Origin of the sequence: Mesorhizobium jarvisii, assembly GCF_003601985.1 — a bacterium.
Classification (GTDB): domain Bacteria; phylum Pseudomonadota; class Alphaproteobacteria; order Rhizobiales; family Rhizobiaceae; genus Mesorhizobium; species Mesorhizobium jarvisii.
This window is the reverse complement of record NZ_QZXA01000011.1, coordinates 132960-159417: the sequence shown is the minus strand read 5'-3', so window position 1 is coordinate 159417 and position 26458 is coordinate 132960. Positions and strand designations below refer to the sequence as shown.

23 protein-coding genes and 1 pseudogene are annotated in these 26458 nt (G+C 62.5%); 13 read left to right on the top strand and 11 right to left on the bottom strand.

The window, feature by feature from the left end; translation table 11 throughout:
• The first annotated feature begins 4 nt into the window (after positions 1-4).
• The 3 genes from D3242_RS26500 to D3242_RS26490 are packed head-to-tail and all read left to right on the top strand — an operon-like array spanning position 5 to position 3329.
• Positions 5-1528: a sugar ABC transporter ATP-binding protein gene (locus D3242_RS26500; protein ID WP_019860186.1), complete on the top strand. Its 1524-nt coding sequence runs from the start codon at positions 5-7 to the stop codon at positions 1526-1528.
• The gene (locus tag D3242_RS26495; RefSeq protein WP_064986293.1) at positions 1525-2526 is read left to right on the top strand and encodes an ABC transporter permease; all 1002 of its coding nucleotides are present in this window, start codon (positions 1525-1527) and stop codon (positions 2524-2526) included. The genes D3242_RS26500 and D3242_RS26495 overlap by 4 nt, the downstream gene beginning before the upstream one ends.
• Positions 2527-2528: 2 nt before the next feature.
• Complete coding sequence (locus tag D3242_RS26490; protein ID WP_223217876.1) at positions 2529-3329, top strand: FadR/GntR family transcriptional regulator; 801 nt, start codon at positions 2529-2531, stop codon at positions 3327-3329.
• Between the two features lie 8 nt (positions 3330-3337).
• Here the strand turns inward: D3242_RS26490 and D3242_RS26485 are convergent.
• Positions 3338-4168 (bottom strand): annotated as a pseudogene (locus D3242_RS26485) (aldehyde dehydrogenase family protein); the annotation flags it as partial.
• Positions 4169-4311: 143 nt separating this feature from the next.
• Complete coding sequence (locus D3242_RS26480) at positions 4312-5217, bottom strand: LysR family transcriptional regulator (RefSeq protein WP_019860191.1); 906 nt, start codon at positions 5215-5217, stop codon at positions 4312-4314.
• A gap of 135 nt (positions 5218-5352) precedes the next feature.
• Here D3242_RS26480 and pxpA point away from each other — a divergent pair, with 135 nt between their 5' ends.
• From pxpA to D3242_RS26430, 10 genes are all read left to right on the top strand, one after another.
• Entirely contained in the window at positions 5353-6075 is a 723-nt protein-coding gene (pxpA, locus tag D3242_RS26475) for a 5-oxoprolinase subunit PxpA (RefSeq protein ID WP_064986287.1), read from the top strand.
• 64 nt (positions 6076-6139) lie between these two features.
• Positions 6140-6373 (top strand): acetyl-CoA carboxylase, encoded by a 234-nt coding sequence (locus tag D3242_RS26470; protein ID WP_019860193.1) that lies wholly within the window; start codon positions 6140-6142, stop codon positions 6371-6373.
• Positions 6373-7737, top strand: coding sequence for an acetyl-CoA carboxylase biotin carboxylase subunit (locus D3242_RS26465; RefSeq protein ID WP_064986285.1), 1365 nt, complete (start codon positions 6373-6375; stop codon positions 7735-7737). The genes D3242_RS26470 and D3242_RS26465 overlap by 1 nt, the downstream gene beginning before the upstream one ends.
• A gap of 9 nt (positions 7738-7746) precedes the next feature.
• Positions 7747-8622 carry a 5-oxoprolinase subunit B family protein gene (locus tag D3242_RS26460; protein ID WP_019860195.1) on the top strand — a complete coding sequence of 292 codons (876 nt, stop codon included), beginning with the start codon at positions 7747-7749 and terminating at the stop codon, positions 8620-8622.
• The gene (locus D3242_RS26455; protein WP_064986283.1) at positions 8612-9583 is read left to right on the top strand and encodes a 5-oxoprolinase subunit C family protein; all 972 of its coding nucleotides are present in this window, start codon (positions 8612-8614) and stop codon (positions 9581-9583) included. Before D3242_RS26460 ends, D3242_RS26455 begins: the two co-directional genes overlap by 11 nt.
• A 249-nt stretch (positions 9584-9832) precedes the next feature.
• Positions 9833-10585 (top strand): ABC transporter ATP-binding protein, encoded by a 753-nt coding sequence (locus D3242_RS26450; protein WP_064986281.1) that lies wholly within the window; start codon positions 9833-9835, stop codon positions 10583-10585.
• Positions 10582-11316 carry an ABC transporter ATP-binding protein gene (locus tag D3242_RS26445; protein WP_019860198.1) on the top strand — a complete coding sequence of 245 codons (735 nt, stop codon included), beginning with the start codon at positions 10582-10584 and terminating at the stop codon, positions 11314-11316. Before D3242_RS26450 ends, D3242_RS26445 begins: the two co-directional genes overlap by 4 nt.
• A 1-nt stretch (position 11317) precedes the next feature.
• Positions 11318-12223, top strand: a complete 906-nt coding sequence (locus tag D3242_RS26440; protein WP_019860199.1) for a branched-chain amino acid ABC transporter permease — start codon at positions 11318-11320, stop codon at positions 12221-12223.
• Positions 12224-12226: 3 nt separating this feature from the next.
• Positions 12227-13315 carry a branched-chain amino acid ABC transporter permease gene (locus D3242_RS26435; protein ID WP_081296242.1) on the top strand — a complete coding sequence of 363 codons (1089 nt, stop codon included), beginning with the start codon at positions 12227-12229 and terminating at the stop codon, positions 13313-13315.
• A 42-nt stretch (positions 13316-13357) separates the two neighbouring features.
• Positions 13358-14554, top strand: a complete 1197-nt coding sequence (locus D3242_RS26430) for an ABC transporter substrate-binding protein (RefSeq protein WP_038644746.1) — start codon at positions 13358-13360, stop codon at positions 14552-14554.
• 99 nt (positions 14555-14653) lie between these two features.
• On the opposite strand, the gene D3242_RS26425 is transcribed toward D3242_RS26430, so the two are convergent.
• The 9 genes from D3242_RS26425 to D3242_RS26385 all read right to left on the bottom strand — a co-directional run bounded on the left by D3242_RS26425 (position 14654) and on the right by D3242_RS26385 (position 26218).
• Positions 14654-15067: a nuclear transport factor 2 family protein gene (locus tag D3242_RS26425; RefSeq protein WP_019860203.1), complete on the bottom strand. Its 414-nt coding sequence runs from the start codon at positions 15065-15067 to the stop codon at positions 14654-14656.
• Positions 15064-16446: an aspartate aminotransferase family protein gene (locus D3242_RS26420; protein ID WP_064986280.1), complete on the bottom strand. Its 1383-nt coding sequence runs from the start codon at positions 16444-16446 to the stop codon at positions 15064-15066. The genes D3242_RS26425 and D3242_RS26420 overlap by 4 nt, the downstream gene beginning before the upstream one ends.
• A 96-nt stretch (positions 16447-16542) precedes the next feature.
• Positions 16543-17274 carry a LamB/YcsF family protein gene (locus tag D3242_RS26415; RefSeq protein WP_064986278.1) on the bottom strand — a complete coding sequence of 244 codons (732 nt, stop codon included), beginning with the start codon at positions 17272-17274 and terminating at the stop codon, positions 16543-16545.
• A gap of 12 nt (positions 17275-17286) precedes the next feature.
• Positions 17287-19635, bottom strand: coding sequence for a xanthine dehydrogenase family protein molybdopterin-binding subunit (locus tag D3242_RS26410; protein WP_064986276.1), 2349 nt, complete (start codon positions 19633-19635; stop codon positions 17287-17289).
• The gene (locus tag D3242_RS26405; RefSeq protein ID WP_019860208.1) at positions 19628-20125 is read right to left on the bottom strand and encodes a (2Fe-2S)-binding protein; all 498 of its coding nucleotides are present in this window, start codon (positions 20123-20125) and stop codon (positions 19628-19630) included. Before D3242_RS26405 ends, D3242_RS26410 begins: the two co-directional genes overlap by 8 nt.
• On the bottom strand, positions 20116-20973 hold the full coding sequence (locus D3242_RS26400) for an FAD binding domain-containing protein (RefSeq protein WP_019860210.1): 858 nt from the start codon (positions 20971-20973) through the stop codon (positions 20116-20118). Before D3242_RS26400 ends, D3242_RS26405 begins: the two co-directional genes overlap by 10 nt.
• Before the next feature lie 163 nt (positions 20974-21136).
• Complete coding sequence (locus tag D3242_RS26395; protein WP_019860212.1) at positions 21137-23104, bottom strand: hydantoinase B/oxoprolinase family protein; 1968 nt, start codon at positions 23102-23104, stop codon at positions 21137-21139.
• Between the two features lie 3 nt (positions 23105-23107).
• Entirely contained in the window at positions 23108-25135 is a 2028-nt protein-coding gene (locus D3242_RS26390; protein ID WP_064986274.1) for a hydantoinase/oxoprolinase family protein, read from the bottom strand.
• A gap of 102 nt (positions 25136-25237) precedes the next feature.
• Positions 25238-26218 carry an AraC-like ligand-binding domain-containing protein gene (locus tag D3242_RS26385; protein WP_019860215.1) on the bottom strand — a complete coding sequence of 327 codons (981 nt, stop codon included), beginning with the start codon at positions 26216-26218 and terminating at the stop codon, positions 25238-25240.
• Positions 26219-26458 lie beyond the last annotated feature (240 nt).

Below are 26458 nucleotides of genomic sequence, written 5' to 3'. Positions count from 1 at the left end.
AGCTTTGACGCAATCCGACTTCTTCTCGCTCGATGGCATATCGAAACGCTTCGGCATCGTGCAGGCGCTCGACAACGTTTCGATCGCCTTCCGGCCAGGCGAGGTGCTCGCTTTGGTCGGCGAGAACGGGGCCGGCAAATCGACGATGATGCGCATTCTCGAGGGCGTCTTCGGGCCCGATAGCGGCACCGTGCGGCACGGCGCGACGCCGATCGTTTTCGGCGAACCGCGCGACAGCCACCGGGCCGGAATTCGCGTCATCCATCAGGAGCCGGAGATCGTTCCGAACCTGACGGTGGCCGAGAACATTTTCGTCGGCGAATTGCCGCGCCTGGCTGGCGTCCTGCTCGACTGGCGCAAGCTGGAGGAGCAGACCGACCGGGTGCTTGCGACCTTCGGCATGCAGCAGGACATGCGGCCACGCCAACTCTGCGGCACGCTCGGCCCCGCGCAACGCCAGATGATCGAGATCATGCGCGCCATCCGTGCCGGCGGCCGGCTGATCGCCTTCGATGAGCCGACCTCGTCACTGACCGATGATGAAGCGCGTCGCCTGTTTTCCGTCATCCGCCGGCTGCGCGAGGAAGGCACATCGATCATCTACATCTCGCACCGGCTGAACGAGATCATCGATCTTGCCGACCGCATTGTCGTTTTGCGCGACGGCAGGCTGGTCGACGATTCGCCGGCGGCCGGCGCCAGCGAGCAGACCATCGCCAAGCTCATGGTCGGCCGCAACATCGACGATCTGTTCACCCGCGAGACCTGGCGGTCCGGGGAACAATTGCTGGATGTGGCCGGATTGACCACAGACCGCGTCAGCGATGTCAGCCTCAGGGTTCGTCGCGGCGAAGTGCTCGGCATCGCCGGCCTTATGGGTGCGGGCCGCTCCGAATTGGCAAAGGCGATTGTCGGCTATGACCGGCGCATCGCCGGCACCATAGCCATGAACGGCGTGCCCGTTCTCCCCAACAGTCCGCATGCGGCAATCGTCGCGGGCATCGGTTTTGCTCCCGAAGACCGCAAGCACGAGGCGTTGCTCCTGTTCCGAAGCATTCTCGACAACGCAGCACTTTGTGTGCCTGACAAGACGTCGAGCTTCGGCTTCTTCAACCGGCGCAAGGCGCTGGAGATTGTCTCGCCGCTGGCAGCCAAGATGTCGATCAAGGCACCCAACCTCGACGAGCAGGTTTCGAAACTGTCGGGCGGCAATCAGCAGAAGGTCGTTCTGGCGCGCTGGCTTGCCCGGCAGCCGATGCTGCTCATCCTCGACGAACCGACGCGCGGCATCGATATCGGCGCCAAGGCGGAAATCTATCGGCTGATCGATGAACTCGCGGCAAGCGGCATTGGTATCATCCTGATTTCCTCGGAAATGCCGGAACTGATCGGTCTCGCCGACAGGGTTCTTGTCATGGCAGGCGGCCGCATCACGGCAGAACTTGCCCGCCCCGACGTCGACGAAGCGACGATCCTCAAACACGCCATGCCGCAATCCGCACCAGCGCCTGGAGACCACATTCAATGAACAGCCTCGAGCTTCGCGCATCGAAAGCGCAGACCGACGCCAGGGGCGCTTCCGCGCGCGTCGTCGAGCGCCTCGGCGTTCACAACATCAGCCTTCTGGTGGCGCTTGCCATTCTCATCATCATCTTCGGCTCGCTGCGCGGCGACGTGTTCTTCTCCAGCCGAAACCTGCTCAACATCGGCCTTGGCGTCACCATTCTCGGCGTGCTGGCGATGAGCCAGACCGTGGTCATCGTCGCCGGCGGTCTCGATATCGCCGTCGGCGCCACGGTCGGTCTGACCACAGTCTCGACGGCAATGGCCATCCAGGCGACCGGGTCGCCGGCGGCCGGCATCGTTGCCGGCCTGGTGCTTGGTGGCCTTGCCGGTCTCGTCAACGGCATCATCATCACCTACGGGCGCGTCAACGCGGTCATTGCCACGCTCGGCACCATGGCGATCTTTCGCGGCATCGCCTTCATCATGTCCGACGGCCAGTCGATCGCCATCTTCAGCGACACGTTCCGGTTCATCGGCATTGGACGCATCCTCGGCCTGCCGTTGCTGGTCTGGATTCTGGTGCTGACCGCGATCGCATTCCACCTCTTCCTCGCGCGTTCGATCGTCGGCCGCAACATCTATGCGCTCGGCGGCAATCCCGTTGTCGCCCGCTTCTCCGGCATCAACATCAACCGCTACCGCGTCGGCATCTACATCATGAGTGGTGTTGCCGCCGGATTGGCCGGGATCCTGCTGGCTGCCCGTACCGGTTCGGGTCAGCCCGTATCCGGATCCCAGGGCCTGGAACTCGAGGCAATCACGGCGGCCGTGCTGGGTGGCTGTGCCTTGCAGGGCGGCAAGGGCACGATTGTCGGCGCGCTGCTCGGCGTCGCCATCATTGGCGTGCTCAACAATGGAATGATACTGACGTCCGTGCCAACCTTCTATCAATTGCTTGCAAAAGGCTCACTGCTGATCCTTGCTGTGGTCATTGCCGAGTACCACTTGAACAGGACATGACGATGGACGCGGCGACCGCTGCAATCGATCAAGGCAAGCAGGACCTTCCTGCCGGGGATGGCGCCAATCTGTCCCTGAAGGATCGCATCGCGCGCGATCTCGGACAGCGCATTCTCGCCGGCACCTACGCGCAGCACGTGGTCCTGCCGACGGAAGCTGAACTGTGCGTCATATACGGCGCCAGCCGCACGGCGCTTCGCGATGCGCTGCTGACACTTTCGGCCAAGGGACTGATCGAGGCGCGCAAGCGGGCTGGCACGCGTGTGCGCGCGTCGAGCGAATGGAACAGGCTTGACGCGCAGGTTCTTGAGTGGATGCGCGATATCGAGCCTGATCTCGATTTCGTCCGCGGCTTGATCGAGGCGCGGCTGGTCATCGAGCCGGCTGCCGCCCAGCTTGCGGCCAGGATGGCGACCTCGGGCGATCTCGCAGTGATCGAAGCTGCCTATGAGGCCATGCGCATTGCGCCGGAGGACGACCTCGCGGCCTGTCTCGATGCCGACGTCCGCTTTCATACCGCTATCCTGCGCGCCAGCCGCAACCCGGTTTTCGCCAATCTCGGCAATATGCTGGCAGCCGCACTCAGCTTCTCTTTCCGACTGACCACATCGGCCACGGCCAATTATCAGCAGACGCTCAGCGCCCATGGCGATGTGCTGGAAGCAATCCGCATGCGTAGGGTCGACGACGCTCACGACCAGATGAAAGCGCTGATCGGCATCGCCTCGAACGACCTTCTCGCTGTCGCTCGCAAAGGCCACCGCCAACAGCCGGTCCCTACTGCCAGTCCGCTTCGTCCTTGAAGCGAAAGACCGAAGGCTTCTTCCTGTGCGAGCCGCATCGGCGCCTGCATTCCGCTCAGCACGGTTGGTTCGAACCAGGTGCCGCCGAGCGCATGCGGCTTGCCGCCAGTCTCGATGCGCGCGCCGCGATCCACGGCGTCGCCGACAAGCTCCGCCACCTTCGCCACGGCTTTCGCGTTGATGAGCGGCCCCTGCACCACCTCCGGCGCGGCGCCGTCACCGACTTTCAGACCAGCAACCTGCTCGGTCAGCTTTGCCACGAAGGCAGCGTGGATGCCGTCCTGCACATAGATGCGGTTGGTGCAGACGCAGGTCTGGCCGGAATTGCGGAATTTCGAGGCGATGGCGCCGGCGACGGCGAGATCGAGATCGGCGTCGTCGAAGACGATGAACGGCGCATTGCCGCCGAGTTCCAGCGACAGCTTCTTCAGCGTATCGGTGCACTGCCGCATCAGGAGCTTGCCGACGGCTGTGGAGCCGGTGAAGGAGAGTTTTCGGATCACCGGATGCTCGCAGAGCAGCCGCCCGATGCCGGCGGCGTCCTTCGACGGCACGATGTTGAGCACGCCGGCCGGAATGCCGGCCTGCCGGGCAAGCTCGGCGATTGCGAGCGCCGTCAGCGGCGTTTCCTCCGACGGTTTGACGACCATGGTGCAGCCCGCGGCGAGTGCCGCCGCCGCCTTGCGGGTGATCATCGCCAGCGGGAAGTTCCAGGGCGTGATGGCGGCGCAGACGCCGATCGGCTGTTTCAACACGATGAAACGCCGGTCGCGACCGGCCGACCGGATGACGTCGCCATAGACGCGCTTGGCTTCTTCCGAGAACCAATCGACGAAGGAGTCTAGAATCCGGCACGACCACTCGCCGAGCAGTCTACATTCTGGCCGTATAAACTGCGGATGCGCAGGCGAGGTGCCTTGTGGGCTACCCGCTGCTCAACCCAGCGAGCCTGAGGTAAAGTGTCTGTCTGACGGGCTGGCGGTTAGCCGCCGCCGCCCATGGTCACGGACATAAAAGCCCGGAAGGCGGCCGCCGCCGGGCCGATTGGTCTATCACGCGACCAGGCCAGGCCGACATCCATACTGGGGATCGGTTCGACAAGCCGGCGCACTTCGATGCGCTGCCCCTCCAACGACCATGGTCGGTAGACCATGTCGGACAGAACAGTGACTCCCATGCCGGCAGCCACGAGCGAACGCACGGCCTCGACCGAACTGGTGGTAAGCACTGGGCGGAGCGTAAGCCCCGCGGCATCCCAGTAACGGGCTGCCGTCGTGCGTGCCTCGTCCACCGTCAGCATGACATAATCTTCCGCCGCCACATCGGCGAGGCTGATTTCCTGCCGCGCGAGCAGATGATGATCCGCCGAGAGCCAGAGCCGGCGGTTCGACCGCATCAAGACCTCCTGCGCCAGTTCCTCGGTGTGCGCCAGGTTGGACACCAGCATCACAGCCATGTCGATCTCCCCGCTCATCAAGCCGCTTTCGAGAGCGTCTCGAGGAAGTTCCAGCACCTCGACCTCGATCTGGGGGTAGGTCTTTCGAAACCGCGTGTAGTGGCGCGACATGTAGTAGCCGACGACCGTGTAGGTCATGCCCAGCCGCAGCTTACCCTCCAGACCCTTCCTGTCGCGCAACGGGCTTCGGACAGCGGCTGCGACTGCCCCGGTGATGACACGCGCATGTTCAAGAAACCGCGCGCCCTCCATCGTCAACCTTACGCCAGCGTGGTTACGCTCCAAAAGCCGTACGCCCAGATCAGCCTCCAGCGTCTTTATCGCCGCAGTGACCGCCGATTGTGAGATGTTGAGTTCCACCGCAGCATGACTGACCTGTCCGCTCTCGGCGGTGGCGATGAAATAATCGAGCTGTTTCAAGGTGATGGTCATGGCGCACTCCGACCCAGAACCATTATCTGTTTTTTTGATATCACAATCAATAAACTACTATTTCACAAATGCCCGCGCATGCGCAAAAAATGCTGCAACGCCGCAAAGACGGCAGCTTCGAGGGGTAACAATGCGATGGCGGTGACGCTAAACTGCGACATGGGCGAAAGCTTTGGCCTTTACCAGGTTGGCGATGATGTGGGCATGATGCCGATCATCGACGTCGCCAATGTCGCCTGTGGTTTTCACGCTTCCGATCCGGATCACATGCACGCCGCCGTCCGCGGCGCCAAGGCGAATGGCGTAAAGATCGGCGCCCATCCAGGCTTGCCGGACATTCAGGGTTTCGGCCGGCGGGAGATGCGGATGACCCGCGACGAGGTCAGGAACGCCATCATTTACCAGGTGGGAGCGCTTGCCGGCTTCCTCAAGGCAGAGGGTGTGGAACTCCACCATATCAAGCCGCATGGCAGCCTCTACTTCATGGCCATGCAGCAGGAGGCAATTGCCCATGGCGTGTGCGACGCGGCAGAGGTTTTCGGCGTCCCCCTTTTCGGCATGACGGGCACCCTGCACGAGAAGATCTATCAACAGCGCGGCATCCCATTCGTCGCCGAGTTCTATGCCGATCTCGACTACGATGCCTCCGGCAAGCTGATCCTGACACGCGTTCATGACGCCAAGGACCCCACGGAGATGGCCGAGCGTTGCGTGCGCGCCATCAGCAAGGGCGAGGGCACGGCACAGGACGGCAGTTTCTTTCCCGTGCGCTGCGAAACTATCTGCGTGCATTCCGATACGCCGAACGCCATCGAAATAGCCAGGGCCGTGCGCGCCGCAATTGCCCCTTGGCATTGAGCCAACCGAAACCGCCGCACAGGCGGTTTCAAATCAGTCTGTCTGCAGTTTTCCGGAGCTTTTCATGGCCCAGATTCTATCGCCTCTTCCCGGCACTTTCTATCGGAGCGCTTCGCCGGACCAGCCGCCCTACAAGGCGGATGGCGACGCGGTCTCCGCCGGAGACGTAATCGGTCTCATCGAAGTGATGAAGTCGTTCCACGAAGTGAGGGCCGAGACGGCCGGTAAGAACATCCGCTTCCTTGCCGACAATGAAGAGCCCATCATGGCTGGCGCGCCCATTGCGGATCTCGACTGATGCTGAAAAAGCTTCTGGTTGCCAACCGGGGCGAGATCGCGGTCAGGATCATCCGGGCCGCACAAGATCTGGGCATCGCCACTGTGGCGGTGTATTCGGCCGCGGATGCCGGGGCGCTCCACGTCGAGCTTGCGGACGAAGCGGTCAACATCGGCCCACCGGCAGCAAAGAAGTCCTATCTCAACATCGAAGCAATTTTGACGGCTGCCCGCGAAACCGGCTGCGACAGCGTTCATCCTGGCTATGGCTTCCTTGCCGAGAATGCCGCCTTTTCAGATGCGGTCACAGGCGCCGGACTGGTTTTCGTCGGCCCGTCGGGGGATGCGATCCGGATGATGGGCGACAAGGTCTCGGCGCGATCAGCCGCCGCCGCCGCGGGTGTCCCTGTGGTGCCAGGCTCGGCTGGACGGGTCGAGGGCCTCGAGGCTGGCCGCGAGGTGCTGGCCGAAACCGGCTTTCCGGTGATGATCAAGGCTGCGGCAGGCGGTGGCGGGCGGGGCATCCGCATTGCGAACTCGTTCGCCGAATTCGAGCAAGCCTTTCCTCAGGCCGAAGCAGAAGCCCTCGCCGCCTTTGGCGACGGTGGTCTCTACATGGAAAAGGTGATCGGCAAGGCCCGCCATGTCGAGGTGCAGATCCTGGCAGACGGAAGCGATGCCATCCACTGCTACGAGCGGGAATGCTCGCTGCAGCGGCGACGCCAGAAGGTCTGGGAGGAGGCTCCGTCGCGCGCACTTTCCGACGGGCTGCGCGAGGAGCTCTGCGCTTCCGCGGTCGCTTTGGCTAAGGCGGTCAAGTACTCTGGTGCGGGTACGGTAGAGTATCTTTATGACGATGAAGCAGACCGCTTTTACTTCATCGAGATGAACACCCGTATTCAGGTCGAGCACCCGGTCACCGAGGCGATTACCGGCATAGACCTCGTGGCTGAGATGCTTCGCATAGCCGGCGGCGAGAAGCTGCGGATTCGGCAGGGCGATGTCTCCGTCAAGGGGCATGCGATCGAAGTACGGCTCAATGCCGAAGATCCGGCGAAGGAGTTCGCTCCATTCCCCGGGCAGGTGGCCGAGCTTCGCGTTCCCGGCGGTCCGGGCGTACGCTTCGACTCGATGCTCTACCAAGGCTATCAGGTGCCGCCCTTCTATGACTCGCTGCTTGCCAAGCTGATCGTCCATGCAGAGACGCGCGAGGCGGCGATAGTGCGGTTGATCCGCGCGCTTAACGAGTTGAAGATCAGCGGGCTCAAGACCACCAAGCCGCTGTTTCTTGCGCTGGCCGCCGATCCGGCGGTGCGGGCGGGAGACGTGCATACCCGCTGGCTGGAAGGCTGGCTCATCGAAAACGCCGCAGCATCGGCGGGCTAAGGAGGACCGATGTCGATTCGATTCAACTTCGGCGGTGACGAACATATCTTCGGCGAGGTTTCCGAGGAAATGTCGCTCACCTCGTTCTTTACCGGCCTTTCGATGACCAACGCGGTGCGTACGGCAGGCATCCGGGGCGTCACCGAGATCTGCCCAGCCAACGCCAGCTTCCAGATCCGCTTCGACCCCGACATCGTCAGGCCGCAGGATTTGCTCAGCGAACTGAAGTCGATGGAAGAGGCGGCCTCAAAGGCTGCCCCGGTGCTGAAGACCCGGATCATCGAACTGCCGGTTTTTTTCCAGGATCCATGGACGCGTGAAACCTGCTTGCGCTTCCGCGAGCGCCATCAGGACCCGTCCTCCACCGATCTTGAATATTCGGCACGCATCAACGGCTACGCCACGGTGGAAGAGTTTATCGCGGCCTATTCCGGCCAGCCTTGGTTCGTATCCATGGTCGGCTTCGTCGCCGGACTGCCCTTCCTGTACCAGATGGTTGAGCGCAAGAAACAGATTCAGGCTCCGAAATATTTGCGTCCACGCACCGACACTCCCAAGCTCACCATTGGCCATGGCGGCTGCTTTGCAGCGATCTATTCGGTGCGCGGCGCTGGCGGCTACCAGATGTATGGCATAACCCCGGCCCCGATCTACGACCCTACCAGGAAGGTGCGCTACCTCGCCGATGATATGTGCCTGTTCAAGCCAGGCGACATCGTCAAGTTCAAGGCCATTGGTCGCGATGAGTACGACGCCACGCTGGAGGAAATCGAAGCCAATCAGTGGCAGCCGACGATTCGCGAATGCACCTTCAGCCTGACCGACTTCAACAGCGATATTTACGGCACAAATGCAAAGCTGATGGAGCTTATCAATGGCCGCTAAGGTAATCTCTCCCGGCCTCTCCACTTCCGTGCAGGACCTTGGCCGACCAGGCCACTATCATGTCGGCATCCCCGAAGGCGGCGGCATGGACCGCTTTGCCACACGCATCGCGAACCTGCTTGTCGGCAACGATCCCGGTGCGGCGGTGCTCGAAGCCACCTTCATGGGGCCTGAACTGGAATTCACCCAATCGGCAGTCATCGCCGTCACGGGGGGAGAGCTGCCACCCAAACTTAATGGCGAGGAACGGCCGACCTGGGAAAGCTTTCCGGTGAAGACAGGTGACCGGCTGTCCTTTGGCTTCCTCAAGGGCGGCGCGCGCGCTTATCTAGCCATCTCCGGCGGCATCGACGTACCCGTGGTTCTCGGCTCGCGCTCGACCTATATTCTGGGCGCACTCGGCGGCCATCAAGGCCGCACGCTGAAGGCCGGCGACGAGCTTCCCATCGGTGAAGGCTCCGGCAAAGCCGGTCTTTCGCTGCCTGTCAATCTGCGCCGTGTGTGGAATAGTCCGGCGGAACTCAGAATGCTTCCTGGCATGTACTGGCATCGGATTACTGAAGCCGCAGGCAATCGGTTCTTTGAGGAAACCTGGAAGGTCGCGCCCGAGGCTGACCGCATCGGCTATCGCTTCCGCGGCGGGACGCCGCTGGAGTTCGTTGAGCGTGAGCAGCCCTTCGGCGCAGGCTCCGACCCCTCGAACATCGTCGACGCCTGCTATCCCTACGGATCCGTCCAGGTGCCGAGTGGCACGGAGCCGATTGTTCTTCACCGGGACGCGGTTTCGGGTGGCGGCTATATGATGCTGGGTGTGGTGATCTCGGCCGACATGGACCTGATCGCCCAGCTTCAGCCGCACACCCCGGCGCGCTTCGTTGCGGTGACGCTGGAAGACGCGCTGGCCGCGCGAGCGGAACAGCGCGCCGCGCTGGCGCGTGCCGAAGGGTACCTGGCCGGCTGACGCCAGCCGCGAAATGCCGGCGGAGGAGCCGGAGGTGAGGAGATCGGCCGGCCAAAACCGACCGCGCGCGGCGGAAGACAAAATCCGGTGCGCGAAACGACAAGACGACGCCGGGCAACGGCGTGAATTTGGCCATCCGAGCAGTCCGCTAGAGACCGCCGGAACCGACAGGGGAAGACATCAGCAACGTGACTGGCCGCAAGGCCGGATGCTTCGCGCCTTTCCGTCGGTAACAAGAAGGAAAGGGACATGAGTCATCTGAGCGCGGAGAACGTCTCGGTGTCGTTTGCGGGGCTAAAGGCCCTGTCATCGGTGGACCTCCAAATTACGCCTGGGCGCATCGTTGGCCTCATCGGCCCCAATGGCGCTGGCAAGACCACGCTGGTCAACGTGCTGACGGGCTTCCAGGATCCGACGGAAGGCACCATCAAGCTCGACGGGGCGGCACTCTCGGGTCTCAAGCCGCATCAGGTCCGCCGGCGCGGCATCGCCCGCACCTTCCAGGGTGGGCGGCTCTTCCGCGACCTGCCGGTGCTGGACAATCTGGAGGTAACCGGCGTTGGTCTGGGAATGAGCCGGCGCGCAGCCATCGCCGAAGCGGAAGCGATGCTCGACTGGATCGGCATCGGCGCGCTGGGTCCCCGCGTCGCCGGAACCTTGCCTTATACGGATGAGCGCCGCGTCGCCATTGGCCGCGCCCTGATGGGACGGCCCGCATACATCCTGCTCGACGAGCCCGCGGCCGGCATGAGCACGCCGGAGGCGCGGGAGCTTTCGGCGCTGATAAGACACATCGCCGGCGATCTCGGCTGCGGTGTCCTGCTCATCGAGCACAATGTCGGGCTGGTGCTTGGCCTTTGCGAGCATATCGTCGTGCTCGATTCCGGAGCGATCATCGAGGAGGGTCCGCCCGCCGCGATCCGCGATAGCGAGAAGGTGCGCCACGCCTATATGGGCACGGCCGCGAACACCGACCTGCCCGTGCTGGAGGTGATGGAATGAGCCTGCTCGCCCTTTCCGATATCACCATCCGCTATAGCCGTCTCACGGCGGTGCGCGACGTCTCCTTCTCCATGGACGAAGGAGAAATCCTGTTCATCACCGGCCCGAACGGAGCTGGGAAGTCTTCGCTGCTGCGTGCGATCGCCGGTGTGACGCCGGTGGCGGGCGGCCGGATCGACCTGGCGGGCCATGAGATCACCGGCCAGGCACCGGAGAACATCGCCCGGCTCGGATTCTCCATGGTGCCGGAGGGGCGCGATGTCTTCGGCTCGCTGACGACCGAAGAGAACCTTCTCGTCGGCACTGGCATGCACGCTCGTGACCGCGGCTGGCGAAGCCGAACGGCGGGCGACCTCGAAGCCGTCTACGCAACCTTCCCGATGCTGAAAGAGAGGCGGCACGGGCAGGCGGGATTGCTGTCCGGCGGGCAGCAGCAAATGCTGGTCATCGGACGCGCGCTGATGACCAATCCGCGGCTCATAGCCATCGACGAGCCTTCGCTGGGCCTCGCCCCCAACATCAACGACCAGGTCTACGAGCGGCTCATCGCGCTGCGTGCGCAGCGCCAACTCACGCTGCTGATCGTAGAGCAGAGTTCGGCCCGGGCGATGATGGTGGGTGGGCGCATGATCCTGATGCGTGGCGGGCAGATCGTGCTCGATGGTGACGCCCGGACACTCGGAAACGGCGAGGCGATCCAGGCTGCCTACTTCGGTTACGAGGACCATTGAGATGCTCCAGATCCTGTTTGACGCACTCTCGCTTGGTTCGCTCTACGCGCTCGGGGCACTTGGCATTGCCCTCATCTTCGGCGTCATGCGGCTTGTGAACTTCGCGCATGGCGACGTCATCGCCTTCTGCGTCTTCGCGCTGCTGTGGCCATCGACGGATGCCATGGCCATCGTCTTCGCTGGCCAATTGCCGTGGTACCTGCTGGTGCCCTTCGTGCTGCTCTGCGGGGCCGGGCTGTCGGTGCTGTGCGAAATCGTCGTCTTCAGGCGGTTCCGCAACGCCAACCCGGCAACGATGATGATTGCTTCTTTCGCGCTCGGTTTCGTCATTCGCTATTTTCTGCTGATGCTTTTCTCGAGCCGGCCGAAGTCGATCAATCTCCTCCCAGAACTCTCCCAGCCCATCGAGATCTTCGGCGCCAGGCTGCCGCTTCTCCAGCTCATCACCATCATCGCGACGATGTTGATCCTGATAGGTCTGACCCTCTTTCTGCGCCGGACCCGGTTCGGACTGGAAATGCGGGCGGCGGCGGAGAATTTCTCCATGGCGCGCATGCTCGGCGTCCGCGCCAACCGGGTCATCATGGGGGCCTTCGCGCTGTCAGGCGCGCTGGCAGGTGCCATCGCCTTGATCTTCGGGGTGCAGACCGGCACCGCCGATATCCAGATGGGGGCTGCGATCATGCTGATGGCGTTCATCGCAACGGTTATCGGCGGCTTGGGCAGCCTGGCTGGCGCCGTGCTGGCGGGCTTCCTGCTCGGTGCCGCGTCGGTGATCATGCAGGTCATGCTGCCTATCGACGCCCGGCCCTTCCGCGATGCCTTTGTCTACGGAGCGGTCATCCTCGTTTTGCTCTTCCGTCCGCAAGGCCTGATTTCGGCGCGTGGCACAAAGGAAAGGGTCTGATCCATGTCCGCAGCGTCCCCGGCCATCGAGCCGCAAATGACCACCGGCGCCATTGTCGCCAAAACCCCCCGGCCCTTCGTGCTGGCGCGTCGTACCATCATCACGCCGATCCTGCTGTCGCTGTTGATGATCGCCATCGCACTCCTGACGATGATGACCGGATCGAGACCGTTCAATCAGGTGATCATTGACGTCTTCCTCCGGGTCATCCTCGTCGTCGGCCTTTATGTATTTATTGGAAATTCGGGCGTGCTGAGCTTCGGGCATATCGGCTTCACCTGCCTCGGCGCCTATGTGGCGGCATGGCTGACGATCAATCCCATCATGAAGAAGATGGCCTTTTCCGGTCTTCCCGGCTGGCTGATAAAAGCCCAGATGCCCTATTGGGAGGCGGCCATCATTGCCGCGATCTTTGCGGGGTTGGCGGCGCTGATCTTCGGACGGATCCTGATGCGGCTGTCGGGCATCGCCGCCTCCATCGCGACCTTCGCCATGCTGGCGATGATCAACACCATCTACTCCAACTGGGAAACCGTTACCGGCGGGACATCGTCGGTCGTCGGGATCCCGATCATCCGTTCGATCTGGCCCTATCTGATCGCCGCCATCCTCTCGATCTTCATTGCCTGGGCACATGCAATTTCGCGTTCCGGCCTGGCACTGCGTGCCGCCCGCGACGAACCGACGGCCGCGGCAGCCTCCGGCATCGATATTCCCAGGGAGCGGCTTGTCGCCTTCGTGATCTCCGGTGCCATAATGGGTCTCGGCGGCGCCTTGATGGCTCACTCCATCGGGGTTGTGACGCCCGACACCTTCTATCTCGGTCTCACCTTCATCACCATCGCCATGCTCGTCGTTGGCGGCATGGGCAGCCTTTCGGGCGGCGTGATCGGTGTCGTGTTCCTGTCGGCCCTCATTCAGACCCTGCGCTGGCTGGAAGCCGGGGTTTCCATTGGCGACGTCGCGTTCGCCATACCGAAAGGCCTTCAGGAGATCGCCCTGGGCATCATCATGATCATCATTCTGGCGCTTCGTCCGGCAGGCGTCTTCGGCAATCGCGAGATCTCTTTAACCCGCAACCGCGGTGACTGACCGGCGGATTGTAAGCCGCCGCAACCCTGAAAGGAGAAGTCTATGATAAACAAACTGAAAATAACGACAATGACGATGCTCTTCACCGCAACAGCTGCCTTTCCAGCCTTGGCGGACGACAGCAAGATCGTCGTCGGTTTCGCCACGGCGGAATCGGGCTTCATGGAGGCTTACGACAAGCCCGCCACCGATGCCGCGCTGATCCGCATCGACGAAATCAATGCCGCCGGCGGTCTTCTTGGGAAGAAAATTGAAGTCGTGAAAGCCGACACCAAGTCCGACCGTGCAGAAGGCGCAAAGGCCGGTCTTTCCGTTCTCGACCAGGGCGCTGACCTCGTCGTCGTTTCCTGCGACTACGACTTCGGTTCGCCAGCGGCGCTTGCCGCCGAGGCGGCTGGCAAGGTTTCCTTCTTCCTCTGTGCTGAATCCGTAAAGGCGGGCATCCAGGGCGTAGGCCCGCACAGCTTCTCGGCGTCGGTGCTGGCGGCCGTGCAAGGAGCGACGATGGCCGAATGGGCATACAACAAGAAGGAGGCCAAGACCTTCTATCGCCTGCTCGACAGCTGGACGGAATACAACAAGGGCATCTGCGACGGCTTCGACTGGATGATGCCGAAGCTGGAGGCCAAGGGCGCCAAACTTCTGGGTCAAGACACCTTCAAGAATGACGACCCTTCAATCGCTGCCCAGATCAGCCGCATCAAGGCCCTGCCAAAAGAACCCGATGCGATCATGCTTTGCACCATGATGCCGGGCGGCGTTTCGGCGATAAAACAAATCCGTGCCGCTGGCATCAATTCGATGATCCTCAACGGCTCCGGCATGGACGGCAGCTACTGGCTGTCGGCGGTACCTGACCTTTCCAACTTCTACGTTCCGGTTCAGGGTTCCATCTATGGCGACGACCCGAACCCGGAAGTCACCAAGTTCAACGCAGCCTACAAGGCCAAGACCGGCGGCGACCCATCTTCCATGTATGTCTATCCAGGCTATGTCATGATCGACGTCTGGGCAAAGGCCGTCGAGCGCGCCAAGAGCATCGATGCCGATGCCGTTGTCGCGGAACTCGAAAAAATGAAGAACGAGCCGACCCTCTTCGGTTCGCGCACTTTCACCTCCGAACTGCACCACCAGAACCAGACCAAATACCTGGTCGCCGACACCGAGAAGGGCAAGCCAGCGATCATCGACAGTTGGACGATCTCCGAACCGATCCCGCTTGACGCGCTCTTGAAGTAGTCGTGGCGCCGGCTTGGTCCGGCCGTCCTTCCCAAGCAAAGAACCCGGCCCGCACGATGTGGGCCGGGTTCAACCTATCAGTCCATGACATGCGAACTTTTATGTCCGGGCCTTGCGATAGGAATCCTTGAGCGCAATTCGCGCGCCTGAAAAAACGAAGATGTCGCAGCCATCGACCTCGATCTTGTCTCCCGCGGCCGTTGTTCCCGTGAAGCGCCACGAAGACAGTCCGGTATCTCCGCTGACCACATGGTTGTCATTTGACCAGGCAGCGTCCGAAAAGGTTGAGAAGATAGCGGCATAGGCTGCCCGCACGGCCTCCCGCCCAGTGTGACGGCGACCGTTGGGGTCGGGTCCAGCCGAAGCATGGAAGGCGCAATCCTCCGCCATGCAGGCCATCAAGCCGTCGAGGTCATGGGCGTTCCACGCCGCCATGAACCGGCCTAGAAGCGCGGATCGCTGCAACGAAAGATCGCCTCCGGTCATGCCGGTCTGGTCCGCATCGCCGATCATTCCAGCCCTTCCTTCGCCACCGCGCCGACCAGCCGGTCCAGCGAGCTCGACATGCGGGTCATGATTTCGGCGATGTCCTCTCCCGTCACGATCATCGGCGGGCAAAGCGCAAGCTGGTCGCCGATATTGCGGAAGATGAGACCTTCTTCGTGACCGATCACCGACGCTATCGCGCCCGCGCGTCCTACTTTTGCGAAAGGCCGCTTGGTCGCCTTGTCAGCAACCAGCTCGACCGCCCCGATCAGGCCGGTGCCGCGAGCCTCCCCGACAAGGGGATGATCGGCAAACGAGCGAATGCCCGCCTGGAAGAGCGCTTCCATGCGGGCCGCATTGCCCATCAAATCGCGCTCCTCGATGATGGCGAGATTTTCCAGCGCAACGGCTGTCGCGACCGGGTGGCCCGACGCCGAGAAGCCATGGCCGAAATTACCGATCGTCACGGTGTTGTCGGCAATCGCCTGATAGATCGCTTCAGAGAAAATGACGGCGGCAAGCGGCATGTAAGAGGAGGTGATCTGCTTGGAGACCGTCATGATATCAGGCGTGAAGCTGAATTTCTGGCAGCCAAAGGGCGTGCCGAGCCGCCCGAAACCACAGATCACCTCATCTGCTATCAGAATAATATCATTTGCCCGGCAGATTTTCTCCACGCCTTCCCAATACCCGACCGGCGGGGGCAGAACGCCGCCAGCTGCCATAAGCGGCTCCCCTATGAAGGCCGCGATCGTATCAGCCCCTTCTTCCGCGATCACCGCCTCCAGTTCGGCGAGCAGGCGCGCCGTGAAGGCGGCTTCGTCTTCGCCTTCCATGCCGAAACGATAGAAGTGCGGGCAGGTCAGGTGACGAACGGGAATCGCCGGCAGGTCGAAGTCGCGATGGTTGATCGGCAGGCCCGTCAGGCTGCCGGAGGCGACTGTGATGCCGTGATAACCCTTGGTCCGCGCCAGGAATTTCTTCTTCTTGGGTCGGCCGAGCGCATTGTTCATGAACCACACCATCTTGACGATGGTGTCGTTGGCTTCCGAGCCCGACGACGTGAAGAAGACACGCGTCAGGTTTTGCGGCGTCATCTCCACGAGTTTCTCCGCGAGCCGGATGGACGGCTCATGCGCCTTGGAGGAGAAGGTGTGATAGTAGGGCAGCTTCAGCATCTGCTGATAGGCGGCGTCGGCCAACCGCTTTTCCGAAAAGCCGACGGCCACCGACCATAGCCCGGCGAGCCCTTCGATATATTCCTTGCCGCGCTCGTCATACACGCGGATGCCGTCGCCGCGGCTGATGATCAGCGGCCCGGTTTTTTCGTGCTGACGCAGGTTGGTGTAGGGATGCATGGTGGCGCCGATGTCGGCGGCGGCGAGAGAGTTGGAAAGCGCGTCCATGGAAGTCCTCAGCGGCTTGGGGAAGTGGTTCGGGGTTGTGAGTTCGAGATAGTTTTCGATCCCATGCGCGGAGCCTTCACGATACGGAAGAATGAATCATGGCAGGCTTTTGGAATGCGTGTCGATGATCCGCCGCATCAGCGCGGCGACGTCGCGCGCATTCGGCGGATCGGAGTGGATGCAGACGGTGTCGAAGTCGACCGGGCGGACCGTACCGTCTACCGCGACGAGTTCGCGTCGGGTAAGCGCCCCCATCATGCGGTGCTCGGCAAGTGTCAGGTCGATAGCCGACTGTACGCGCGGGATGATCAGGCTGCCGCCGGGAGCGTAGGTAAGATCGGGAAAGAACTCGCCCACGAAGGCAACGCCAAGTTCAACTGCCGCCGTCTCGTGACAGGTTCCCGCCATGCCGAAGAGCGGGACGCCGAACGGCTTGACCGCCGCGGCGATTGCCCGGGCGGTGTCCATGTCGTGCGCGGCCATGCCGTAGATAATGCCGTGCGGCTTGACGTGGCTGAGCCGCCCGCCCTCGGCGGCCAGTATCCCTTTCAGAGCACCGATCTGATAGAGAAAGGCGGCTGTCAGTTCCTCTGGCTGAAGTTTCATTTCCCGCCGACCGAACCCCTCGCGATCGGGAAGGGAAGGATGCGCGCCGACCTGCTTGCCATGCGAGAGCGCTAGCCGCACGGTCTTCAGCATCGTCCACGGATCGGAGGCGTGGAAGCCGCAGGCGATATTGGCGCAATCGATATGAGGCATGATGCCGGCATCGTCGCCGAAACGCCAGTTGCCGTAGCTTTCCCCCATGTCGCAGTTCAGGGTGACCATGGTTTGCTTGCCTCAGCCCAGGGTGTTCGACGCCCAGCCGGGGGCGATGTGCGGGAAATCCGGCGGCGGTTCGCGCTCGTGCAGCAGTCGAAGCACGCGCGGAGGCGTCAGTGGCAGCTGCCGCACCGGCTTGCCGATGGCACGTGCCACTGCGCAGCCGATCGCTGCGCCAACGGCCAGGATTGGCACCTCGCCGGCGCCCTTGGTGCCGAGCGGGCCCATCGACGGTGCGCCCTCGTAGAGGTCGGCGGCGACCGCAACCACGTCCTGTGCCAGCGGCAGGCGATAGGTCTCGAAATCGTCCTGCGCGATGCGTCCGTCGGCGGTGATCGTCACCTCCTCATGCAACGCATAACCCAGCCCCTGCACCACGCCGCCTTGTATCTGGCCCAGGATGGCGCGCGGGTTAAGCGCGCGGCCGACATCCTGCACCACGCGATAGGCGAGCACCTCGACATGACCGGTGTCCGCATCAACCGCCACCTCGGCCTCGTGAACAACGAAGACGGGGATGTCGAGAGCGTCGATGAAATGCCCCATGGCGCAGCCGGACATTGCCGGGGCGTTCCTGGCGGTAAAGGCTCCGCTTCCTGTGATCGGGCCGGTGGTGGCCTGCGCATGGGCGACGATAGCGGGGATCGACATTCCGGAACCGGGACGTCCCGTGATCTCCACACGCCCCTCGCGCAGCACCAAGTCTTCCTGTCGGGTCTGGAGCATCTCGCCGGCGGTCCGCAGCAACTTCTCACGCACTTCCGCGCAGGCGGCCACGCTGGCCGCGCCGATGGATACAGTGGTTCGTCCCCCGCCAACGCCGACATCGAGACCGGCGGCATCCGTATCGGCTTCGCGCACGATCACCTGGTCGGGAGCGAGGCCAAGCTGCCCAGCCACGATCTGTGGCAAGGATTGCACCATCGTGCCCGATCCGATCTCCACACCCGACGTGACCAGCGTTGCGCTGCCGTCGGCGTTCAAATTCACCGTCGCCGCCGAGGGTCCGACGAAAACGAACCATGTGCCGACCGTGGTCGCAATTCCATAGAGCCTGCCGTCGGCCTTGGCTTGCGATGTGCCGGTGCTGGCGCGCAACGTCTCCATGCGATCGAGCATCGGACCCAGCACGTCGGCCTCGAAAACCTGGCCGGTGGCACCGAGATCGCCATCTCCCAGGACATTCTTCTTCCGAAACGCCATCGGGTCGAAGCCCAGCGCCTCGCAGATTTCGTCGGTATGTCGCTCCAACGCGAAGGTGTTGTAGACGCCGTTGCAGGCTCGGAACGCGCCGTTGGGTGGTGTGTTGGTGTATACGGCGCGGCTGACGAGCCGCGTTGCGCCAACCCTGTAATTGCCGCCCAGCGTGTGCGCCGTCATCGTCGTCAAGAAAACCTGCTCGCCTCCATACGCACCGCAGTCCATCAGCACGACCGCCTCGCGCCCGGCGATGTATCCTTCGGCGGTGACAGCGGACCGAATGCGGATTTCCGCATTCTCACGGCAGAGGCAGGTTGCCATCTCTTCCTGCCGGGTATTTTCCAGCACCACGGTGCGCCCGGTCATCCGCGCCAGAAGTGCCGTGATCGGCTCGATGGACGCATCGAATTTCAGGCCGAATCCGCCACCGACAGGCGGTACGGTGACCCGCACACGCCCGGGCGGAAGCTGCATGACCCTTCCGGTGACGTTGCGCACTGTCCAAGGCACCTGTGTCGAGGTCTGGATGTGAGCACGGCCGTCCTCCCAGGAGCCAATGGCAACACGCGGCTCGAAGGGCACATGGCTCTGCCGGCCGACGGTGAAACTGCTTTCGACAATGCGTATATCGGGACGGGCGAAGGCAGCGTCGACGTCGCCGCGACTGGATTTTGCCTCCCATGCGATGTTGCCTGAACGTGCACCGCCTTCCGTGATCACCTCATAGCCGCGCCAGCCCTCGTGGACGAGACGGGCGGCGGGCTGGAGCGCCTCGGCCATGGTAAACACCGGTGCCAGCGGTTCGACTTCCAGCACGATGGCGGCAAGTGCCGCCCGCGCCTGCTTCTCCGTCTCGGCGGCGATGACGGCGATTGGCTCGCCGTGATAGCGGATCGTGTCGATGGCCAGGAGCGGATGGTCGGCAATGCCGATGCCGTAGAGCCCTGGCGCATCGGCGCCGGTCGCCACCGCGCGCACGCCAGGACAGCGAAGCGCCGCCGAAACGTCGAGCTTGCGGATACGCCCCGCGGGAACGGTCGACCGCAGCAGCACGGCATGCAACATGTCGGGGCGAGTCCGGTCGTTGGTGTATTTCGTCCGCCCTCGCAGCTTGTCCTGTGCATCGCGGCGCGGAAGATTCATCACCGTGGCCGCCAGCTCAGACATGGATGCCTCCCACCAACTGGCCGGCCTTTCGCGCCTGGTCGAGGCAGTCGGCCACGGCGTCGACGATCCGCTCATATCCCGTGCAGCGGCATATGTTGCCGACCATCGCGGCCTTGATTTCGGGGCGGCTCGCATGCGGATTGTCACGCACGAACGCCGAAAGGCTCATGACCATTCCCGGGAAACACATGCCGCATTGCACGGCATCGGCCGCCTCGAAATTGGCCTGGAGCGGGTGCAGCACCTGGTTTCCCGAACTCAATCCCTCGATGGTCGTCACCGCGCATCCCTGGACGAGTCCAACCGGCTTCAAGCAGGACGGCACCGCTTCGTCGTCGACATGCACCGTGCACGCGCCGCAAAAGCCTTCGCGGCACACAGCCTTGGTCCCCGTCAGGAACCGTTCCTGTCTCAGGATGTCGACGAGCGGCGTCATCGGATCTCCATCAAAGCGGCAGTCCTCGCCATTCAGCTGGAATGTCACAACCATGCCAGGCCCTCGGTCTTGAGAAGTGCGGCAACAGCGCGCCTGACCAGTGTCGGAAGAACCTGGCGCCGGTACCAACCCTCCGCTTCCTTGCCGTCGCGGCCCTGAAAATCATTGTGTTCCAGTGCAAGCTCGGCGGCGCGCTTCGGATCGAGCGCGGGCGCCGGGCCAGCCGCCATCGCCTGTTCGAGCGCCGTCCAGCGCCGCGCTACCGGCTCCACCGAGCCGACGGCGATGCGACATCGCTTGTCTTTGTCCACCGCGAAGGAGACGATAGCGACCGGATAGTCGCCGGCTTGCCGGAGCGGCAGGCGGATGTGAGCACTTGCGATCAAGTCGCGGCGCAGATGAATTCTCGTCACCATCGCTTCGGTCAGCAGCGCAGGCCTGTCTTTGAGGAAATCCGAAATACCGAGGAGTCTTGAGCCTTCGAACGTCTGCAACTCCACCGTCGCCTCACAGGCGAGAAGCGCAGGGGCGAGATCGGCGGCGGCAAAGCCGAGGGCACAGAGGTTGCCGCCCACGGTGGCGACCCTTCGGATGCCGGGATTGGCCGCACCCTCGGCCGCGGCAACCAGACCTTCGAAGCCCGCTACCGCACGCAGCGCGCGGCCAAGCACCGTGTGGGTAACAGCCGCGCCGATCACGATATGGTCGGGCTCGATTTCGACCTTGGACAAGGCCGGTATTCGGTGGAGTGCGACCACCGCCTCGGGAAGGTCGACCCCGCGCCGCGGGTCACGCATCATCCAGGTGCCGCCGGCAAGCACCGTCGCGCCTTGCCGGCGTGCGGCCAATGCCTCTTCAATCGTGCTGGCCGCGGTGAACAATCGTTCCACGCTTGCTGCCATCTGTCTTACCCCTCGGAAGCAGCCAACTTTCGCGACGCTGCAACATAGTTGCTCCAGCTTCAGGCTCCTGTGAAATAGTAATTCTTTGAATATGGTATCGAAAAAACAGATAACTGCGGCATCTCGCTAGCGCCCGCAAGGTTTGCGGCGCGCTCGTTAGCGCTCAGACCCAGTGGGCGACGGTCCGTTTCTCAAAGCTTTCACGGAACTGGACGGTGGTTTTGGGAAGCAGTTCGCCAGTCTCCCAATCGAGGATCACGGCATAGTGCCGAACCGCATCGAGCGCATCGATCTCGCCCGAGCGGTATTTGCGCGCGACCTCCTCGGGATCCATGCGTGCCCTATCCTTCCGTTTCGCTCGGATGTCGGCGCGGCAGGCTTCGGTCGCCGTCTCGTCGATTTCGTATTGGCACAGGTCGCGGTCGATTTCGCGGATCACCACACCGTAGTCGGTCCTGGCACGCTCCAGGGAAACGTAGTCGTCGATCACGTCCTCCATCACCTTGCGAGGCTCGCGCTCCAGTGGATCGCCGAAACCACCGCCGCCGGCCGTCGGACGCGCGAACTGGTCGCCTGTGTGGACGGAGTAATCTGAGAACACGGAGCCGAGCCAGATCTCGGTCTCTTCTCCGGCGCGCTTCATGGTCAAGCCGTGGGGCATCGAGGGCAGCCCCCCTTCGACGCCCCAGACGACGGCGCGTTCGCGGTCGCAAATATAGGACATGACGGCATTTTCGGCGTCGAGCAACAACGAGGTCTTCTGCACGCCGACGCCACCGCGCCATTTGCCGGGACCGGCTGAATCCTGCTTGATCTGGAACTCGATCGTTCGAGTGGGATTCACCCGCTCGTTGCCTTCGTTCGGTTGCGACATCAGGCCCGTTCCGAAGCAGGCGGTGGTGACATCGGCGCCATCCTTGCCGTTGCGCCCGCCCCAGCCGCCAGGCAGCCATTCGTAGAACATGAAGATCGGCTTTTCGGGTTTGCGTGCGTCCCGCCCCCCGGCCAGCAGATATTCGAGGTTGAAGGCGCAGGCGATGGCGCGTTGGGGCATGATCTTCGACCACATCTCGAAGATCGCGTTCATGATCTTTTCGAATGGCATGAGGAACCCGGTCACCGCCACCGGCCATTCCGCGCTGACGATGCTGTTCTTCGGCGCGGTCACCTCGATCATCCGGTAAAACCCGCTGTTGAGTGGAAGGTCTGGGAAGAAGGTCTTCATACCGGCGACCACGGCCGAGAAGGTCGCGCCCGGCGCGGAATTGTACATCGAGGCGATGGTCGAATGGCTTCCCGTAAAATCGTAGTGGATCGTGTCGCCCTTGATCGTCATCTTGATGCGGATCGGGATCATTCCCTCGCCAGCGCCGAGATCGCGATCGATGTAGTCGACCGTCTCCCAGGTGCCGTCGGGCAGCTCCGCGAGACGCTTTCTCACGGCGCGTTCGACGTAGTCCTGAACCTCCTCCATACCGCGCATGACCTGGCGTCGCCCGTACTTCTTGACCAGCCGCAACAGTTCTCGCTCGGCCGCCTGCGTCGCCTGCGCCTGGGAATGGATGTCGCCAATGATCGATGCCGGATCGCGTGTGTTGGCCGCGATCATGTTGGCGACGTCGGAGCAGAAGCGGCCGCGCTGGAAAAGGCGCAATGGCGTGATCCGCAGGCCTTCGCGGAACATGTCGCGGGCGGTGACGTCGAAGGAACCCGGCACGGAGCCGCCGAGGTCCGACCAGTGGCCGTTCGACTGGGAGAAGCCGATCAGTTTGTCTTCGTCGAAGATCGGACGGACGAGCCGAACATCGCTGAAATGCGTACCGCCAGCATAAGGATCATTGATTGCGTAGACGTCACCGGGTGCCATATCGCCTTCAAAGACCCGGATCACCTCCTTGCATGTGTTGTGCAGTGTGCCGACATGGACCGCGATATCGTAATTGCCCTGGGCGACGGAGTTGCCATCGGCGTCGTGCAGAGCGTTTGAAAAGTCCCGGTTGTAGATGACGAAGGAATAGCAGGTGCGAAGCATCTGTTCGGCCATCTGGTCGACCGTGGTGATGAATGAGTTCTTCAGCACCTCGAAGGTTACCGGATCGAGGCCAGGGTTCGTTTCAATCAGCTTTGTCATGTCTCAGCCTTTCGTCACGATGAGAATGTTCAGGAAGCCATCGACGGTCGCGCTCATTCCCGGCGGAACCACGGTGGTGGAATCGAACTGTTCGACAATGGCAGGCCCTGTGAAAGCAGCACCGGCGCTGAGCTGATCACGTTCATACACGGCTGCATCGTGAGATACGCCGTCGAACCAGACGCCGCGGCGGCCGAGGGGCTCGGGCACATGAGGCACTACTTCGTGCCACGGTATCTCGGCTTTCGGAACGATGCCGATCGCCTTGACCGCGATGCGGAAGATCGACACCGGCGCCTCTTCGCGGCGGTAGTTGAACTCTCGTTCGTGCTCGTTGTGGAACGCCTCGATCAGCGAGCAGATGCTCTCGATCCGCGCCGGTGCCGACACCGCAAGTGAGCGCCACTGGCCCTGGTACATCATCTCGACCGTGCGCTGCAGCGCCATGTCTTCCTGCGCCACGCCCTCATGGGCCAGGCGTTCGACAGCCTGTTTTTCCATGAGAACAAACGCCGTCTGCATCTCGGCGGGCGAGACAGTCGAAGCATCGGCCATGAAGCTTTCGGAGAAATCGTGCTGCACGTCGACGAGAAGGCAACCGAGCGCGGAGGTGACGCCGGGATTGGGCGGTACGATCACGGTTGGAATCGAAAGCTCCTTGGCCACGGCCGCTCCGTGCAAAGCGCCCGCACCGCCGAATGCGACGAGTGCAAAATCGCGCGGGTCATAGCCTCGGCTGATGGAAAGAAGCCGGACGGCGTTGCCCATGTTGGCGTTGGCGACGGCGATGATCGCCTCGGCCGCTTGATGGAGTTCCATGCCGAAGGGTGCCGCCACCGTCTCCTGCACCGCCTGGGCGGCCAGAGCGGGGTCGAGAGTGATCTTGCCGCCTGCAAGGCTGGTTCCGAGACGGCCGAGCACGACATTGGCATCGGTGTTGGTGGCGGTGCGGTTGCCATTCTTGTAGCAGGCCGGACCTGGAAAGGCGCCGGCGGACTGCGGTCCGTTGCGCAAGCTGCCGCCTTCGTCCTGCCATGCCAGCGACCCGCCGCCCGCACCGATGGTCAGCACTTCGATGGAAGGAAAGCGGATCGGATATCCGAATTCAATGTACCAGTCTTTTGTGATGCGCGACTCCCCGTTCCATGCGAGCGAGACGTCGGTGCTGGTGCCGCCCATGTCGAAGCCGATCGAGTTCGGGAAGCCACAGAGATTTCCGATGAAACGGCTTGCGATCGCGCCGGCAGCGATGCCAGATCCTGCGAGCCGGGCTGAAAAATCCTTGACGCTCGCGGGTGTCATGACGCCGCCACCGCTGTGCAGCAACAGAAGATCTCGCTTGTATCCGGCCGCGGCAAGTTTTTCTCCAAGACGGGACACGTAATCGACGACGACGGGAGCGCAGACGGCGTTCGCCATGGTGGTGGAAAAACGTTCGTGCTCGAAGATTTCCGGCATGACTTCCGAGGAGATCGAGACCGGCACATCCGGCATTGCCTCCTTCAGGATCTCACGCATGCGGCGCTCGTTGGCGCCGTTGACATAGGAGTTCATGAAGCAGACGGCGATGGACTTGACCTGCCGTTTCTTGAGAATGTCGGCGGCACGGCGCGCAGCCTCTTCGTCCAGCGCTTCCAGGATCGCGCCCTCGGCACGGACTCGTTCCCGGACGGTCAGGCGGTCGCGGCGCGGGATATAGGGCTTGGCGACATCTTTATAGGTGTCCCAGAGATCTTCCTTGTTGGCGCGACGGATCTCGACAACGTCACGGAAACCCTCGGTGCAGACCATTGCGGTGCGTGGCAGGCGGCGGGTGATCAACGCATTGGTGGCGACCGTCGTACCGTGAGAAAACATCGTCACCTGCGAAAGATCGATGCGGCCCTGGTCCACGCCATTCATGATGGCTTGCATGGGATCGTCAGGCGTGGAGGCGGTCTTTTCGATGCGGATCGCGCCGCTGTCTTCGTCCATGATGCAGATGTCAGTGAAGGTCCCTCCGACATCGACGGCAACTCTAATTCGGCTCATGACAGTTCCTTCGCAAGGTCTTTGCGGGCAAAGCCCCGCCTTCGCCGCCCCTCGCCGGGGCGACGTTGCAATAAATGGTGGAATGGCCCGGATTCGTCGGGTCTAGTGGCGCGCTCTCGAGGCCGAAGGGCGGCCTGCCCGGTTCGCCGCTTCGCGACGGGTATCGGTCGGTGCGCAGCCGAACCGCGTCCGGTAGTGCTTGCAGAACTGAGACTGGTCAGCGAAACCCCAGCGGTAAGCGATCTCGGCAACGCTGCTGGTGTTGGTCACCGACATCAGCTCCTCGGCGCAAAGTTCAAGCCGGGCGTCGCGGATGAAGCCGTTGATCGACTGGTTGCTGTCCTGAAAAAGAACCTGCAGGTAACGCAGGGAGATGCCGCAGGCATCAGCCACCGCCTGCGGGCCGAGGCCGAAATTCTTCAGGTTGTCACGAATATACTGCTCGGCGCGATGCAAATGTCCGGCCCGGATCGACGAGATGCTGCTGTCCAGCACGCGATCGTCGCTCACGATCGACAGGCACAGCATTTCCAGGATGTGCCTGCCCATCATCTCACGAGCGGCTTCAGTGATCTCATCGACATGGCCGATCGTGGTGCGCACCGTGTCGAGGAAGAGCGCGGCGATGCCTTGGGTCGCATCGAAACTGAGCGCACTGAGCCGTTCGGCGGATCCGATCCGCGCCCGAACACTCGATGACGGCACCTTCAGGACCCACAGCGCGTTTGGCTTGCCATGCCAGAATTCGTAAGGCGCATCTCCCCTTTCAACGAGGAAGCCCCCCGGACCGCAATTGACGGTTCTCGACCCTTGCGAGAAATTCACCTCCGACATCTCCGGGATGGTGATGAGCAGGCTGGCGTCACGCTCGTTGAGGAAGTGGCGGCGATGGCGACGATAGCTTACGGCATCGCAGCGCATTTTAGACACGCTGACGAGCCCGAGGGAGAAGGTTTCCAGCGTACCTGAAAATTCGCGACGGTTCCGATACTCGGTGTCGAGCGGAAAATAGGCTTCGGTAACAGCGGCTTGCCAGGCATCACCACCTGCGGGACCGCCGATCGTATCGACGACGTATTTCATTCCCCGACCTTTCTGGTTGGCCCGGTTATCCCGGTGTTTTTTCGAAGATTACAGGAATCTGCCAGCGCGTATTGGTCAAAAACGAATAAACTTATGTGGCCGTTTGGTGGTTGGCTTGCTTTCCCATGCCTGCGCGAGGTTCGAGTTCCCTTGAAGCAGTCACTGTTTCATGGAAACGGTGACTGCTCCAACTCTTTGTTTTGACGCAATCCCGGACGAAAATCCGTTCACACTTTTCCT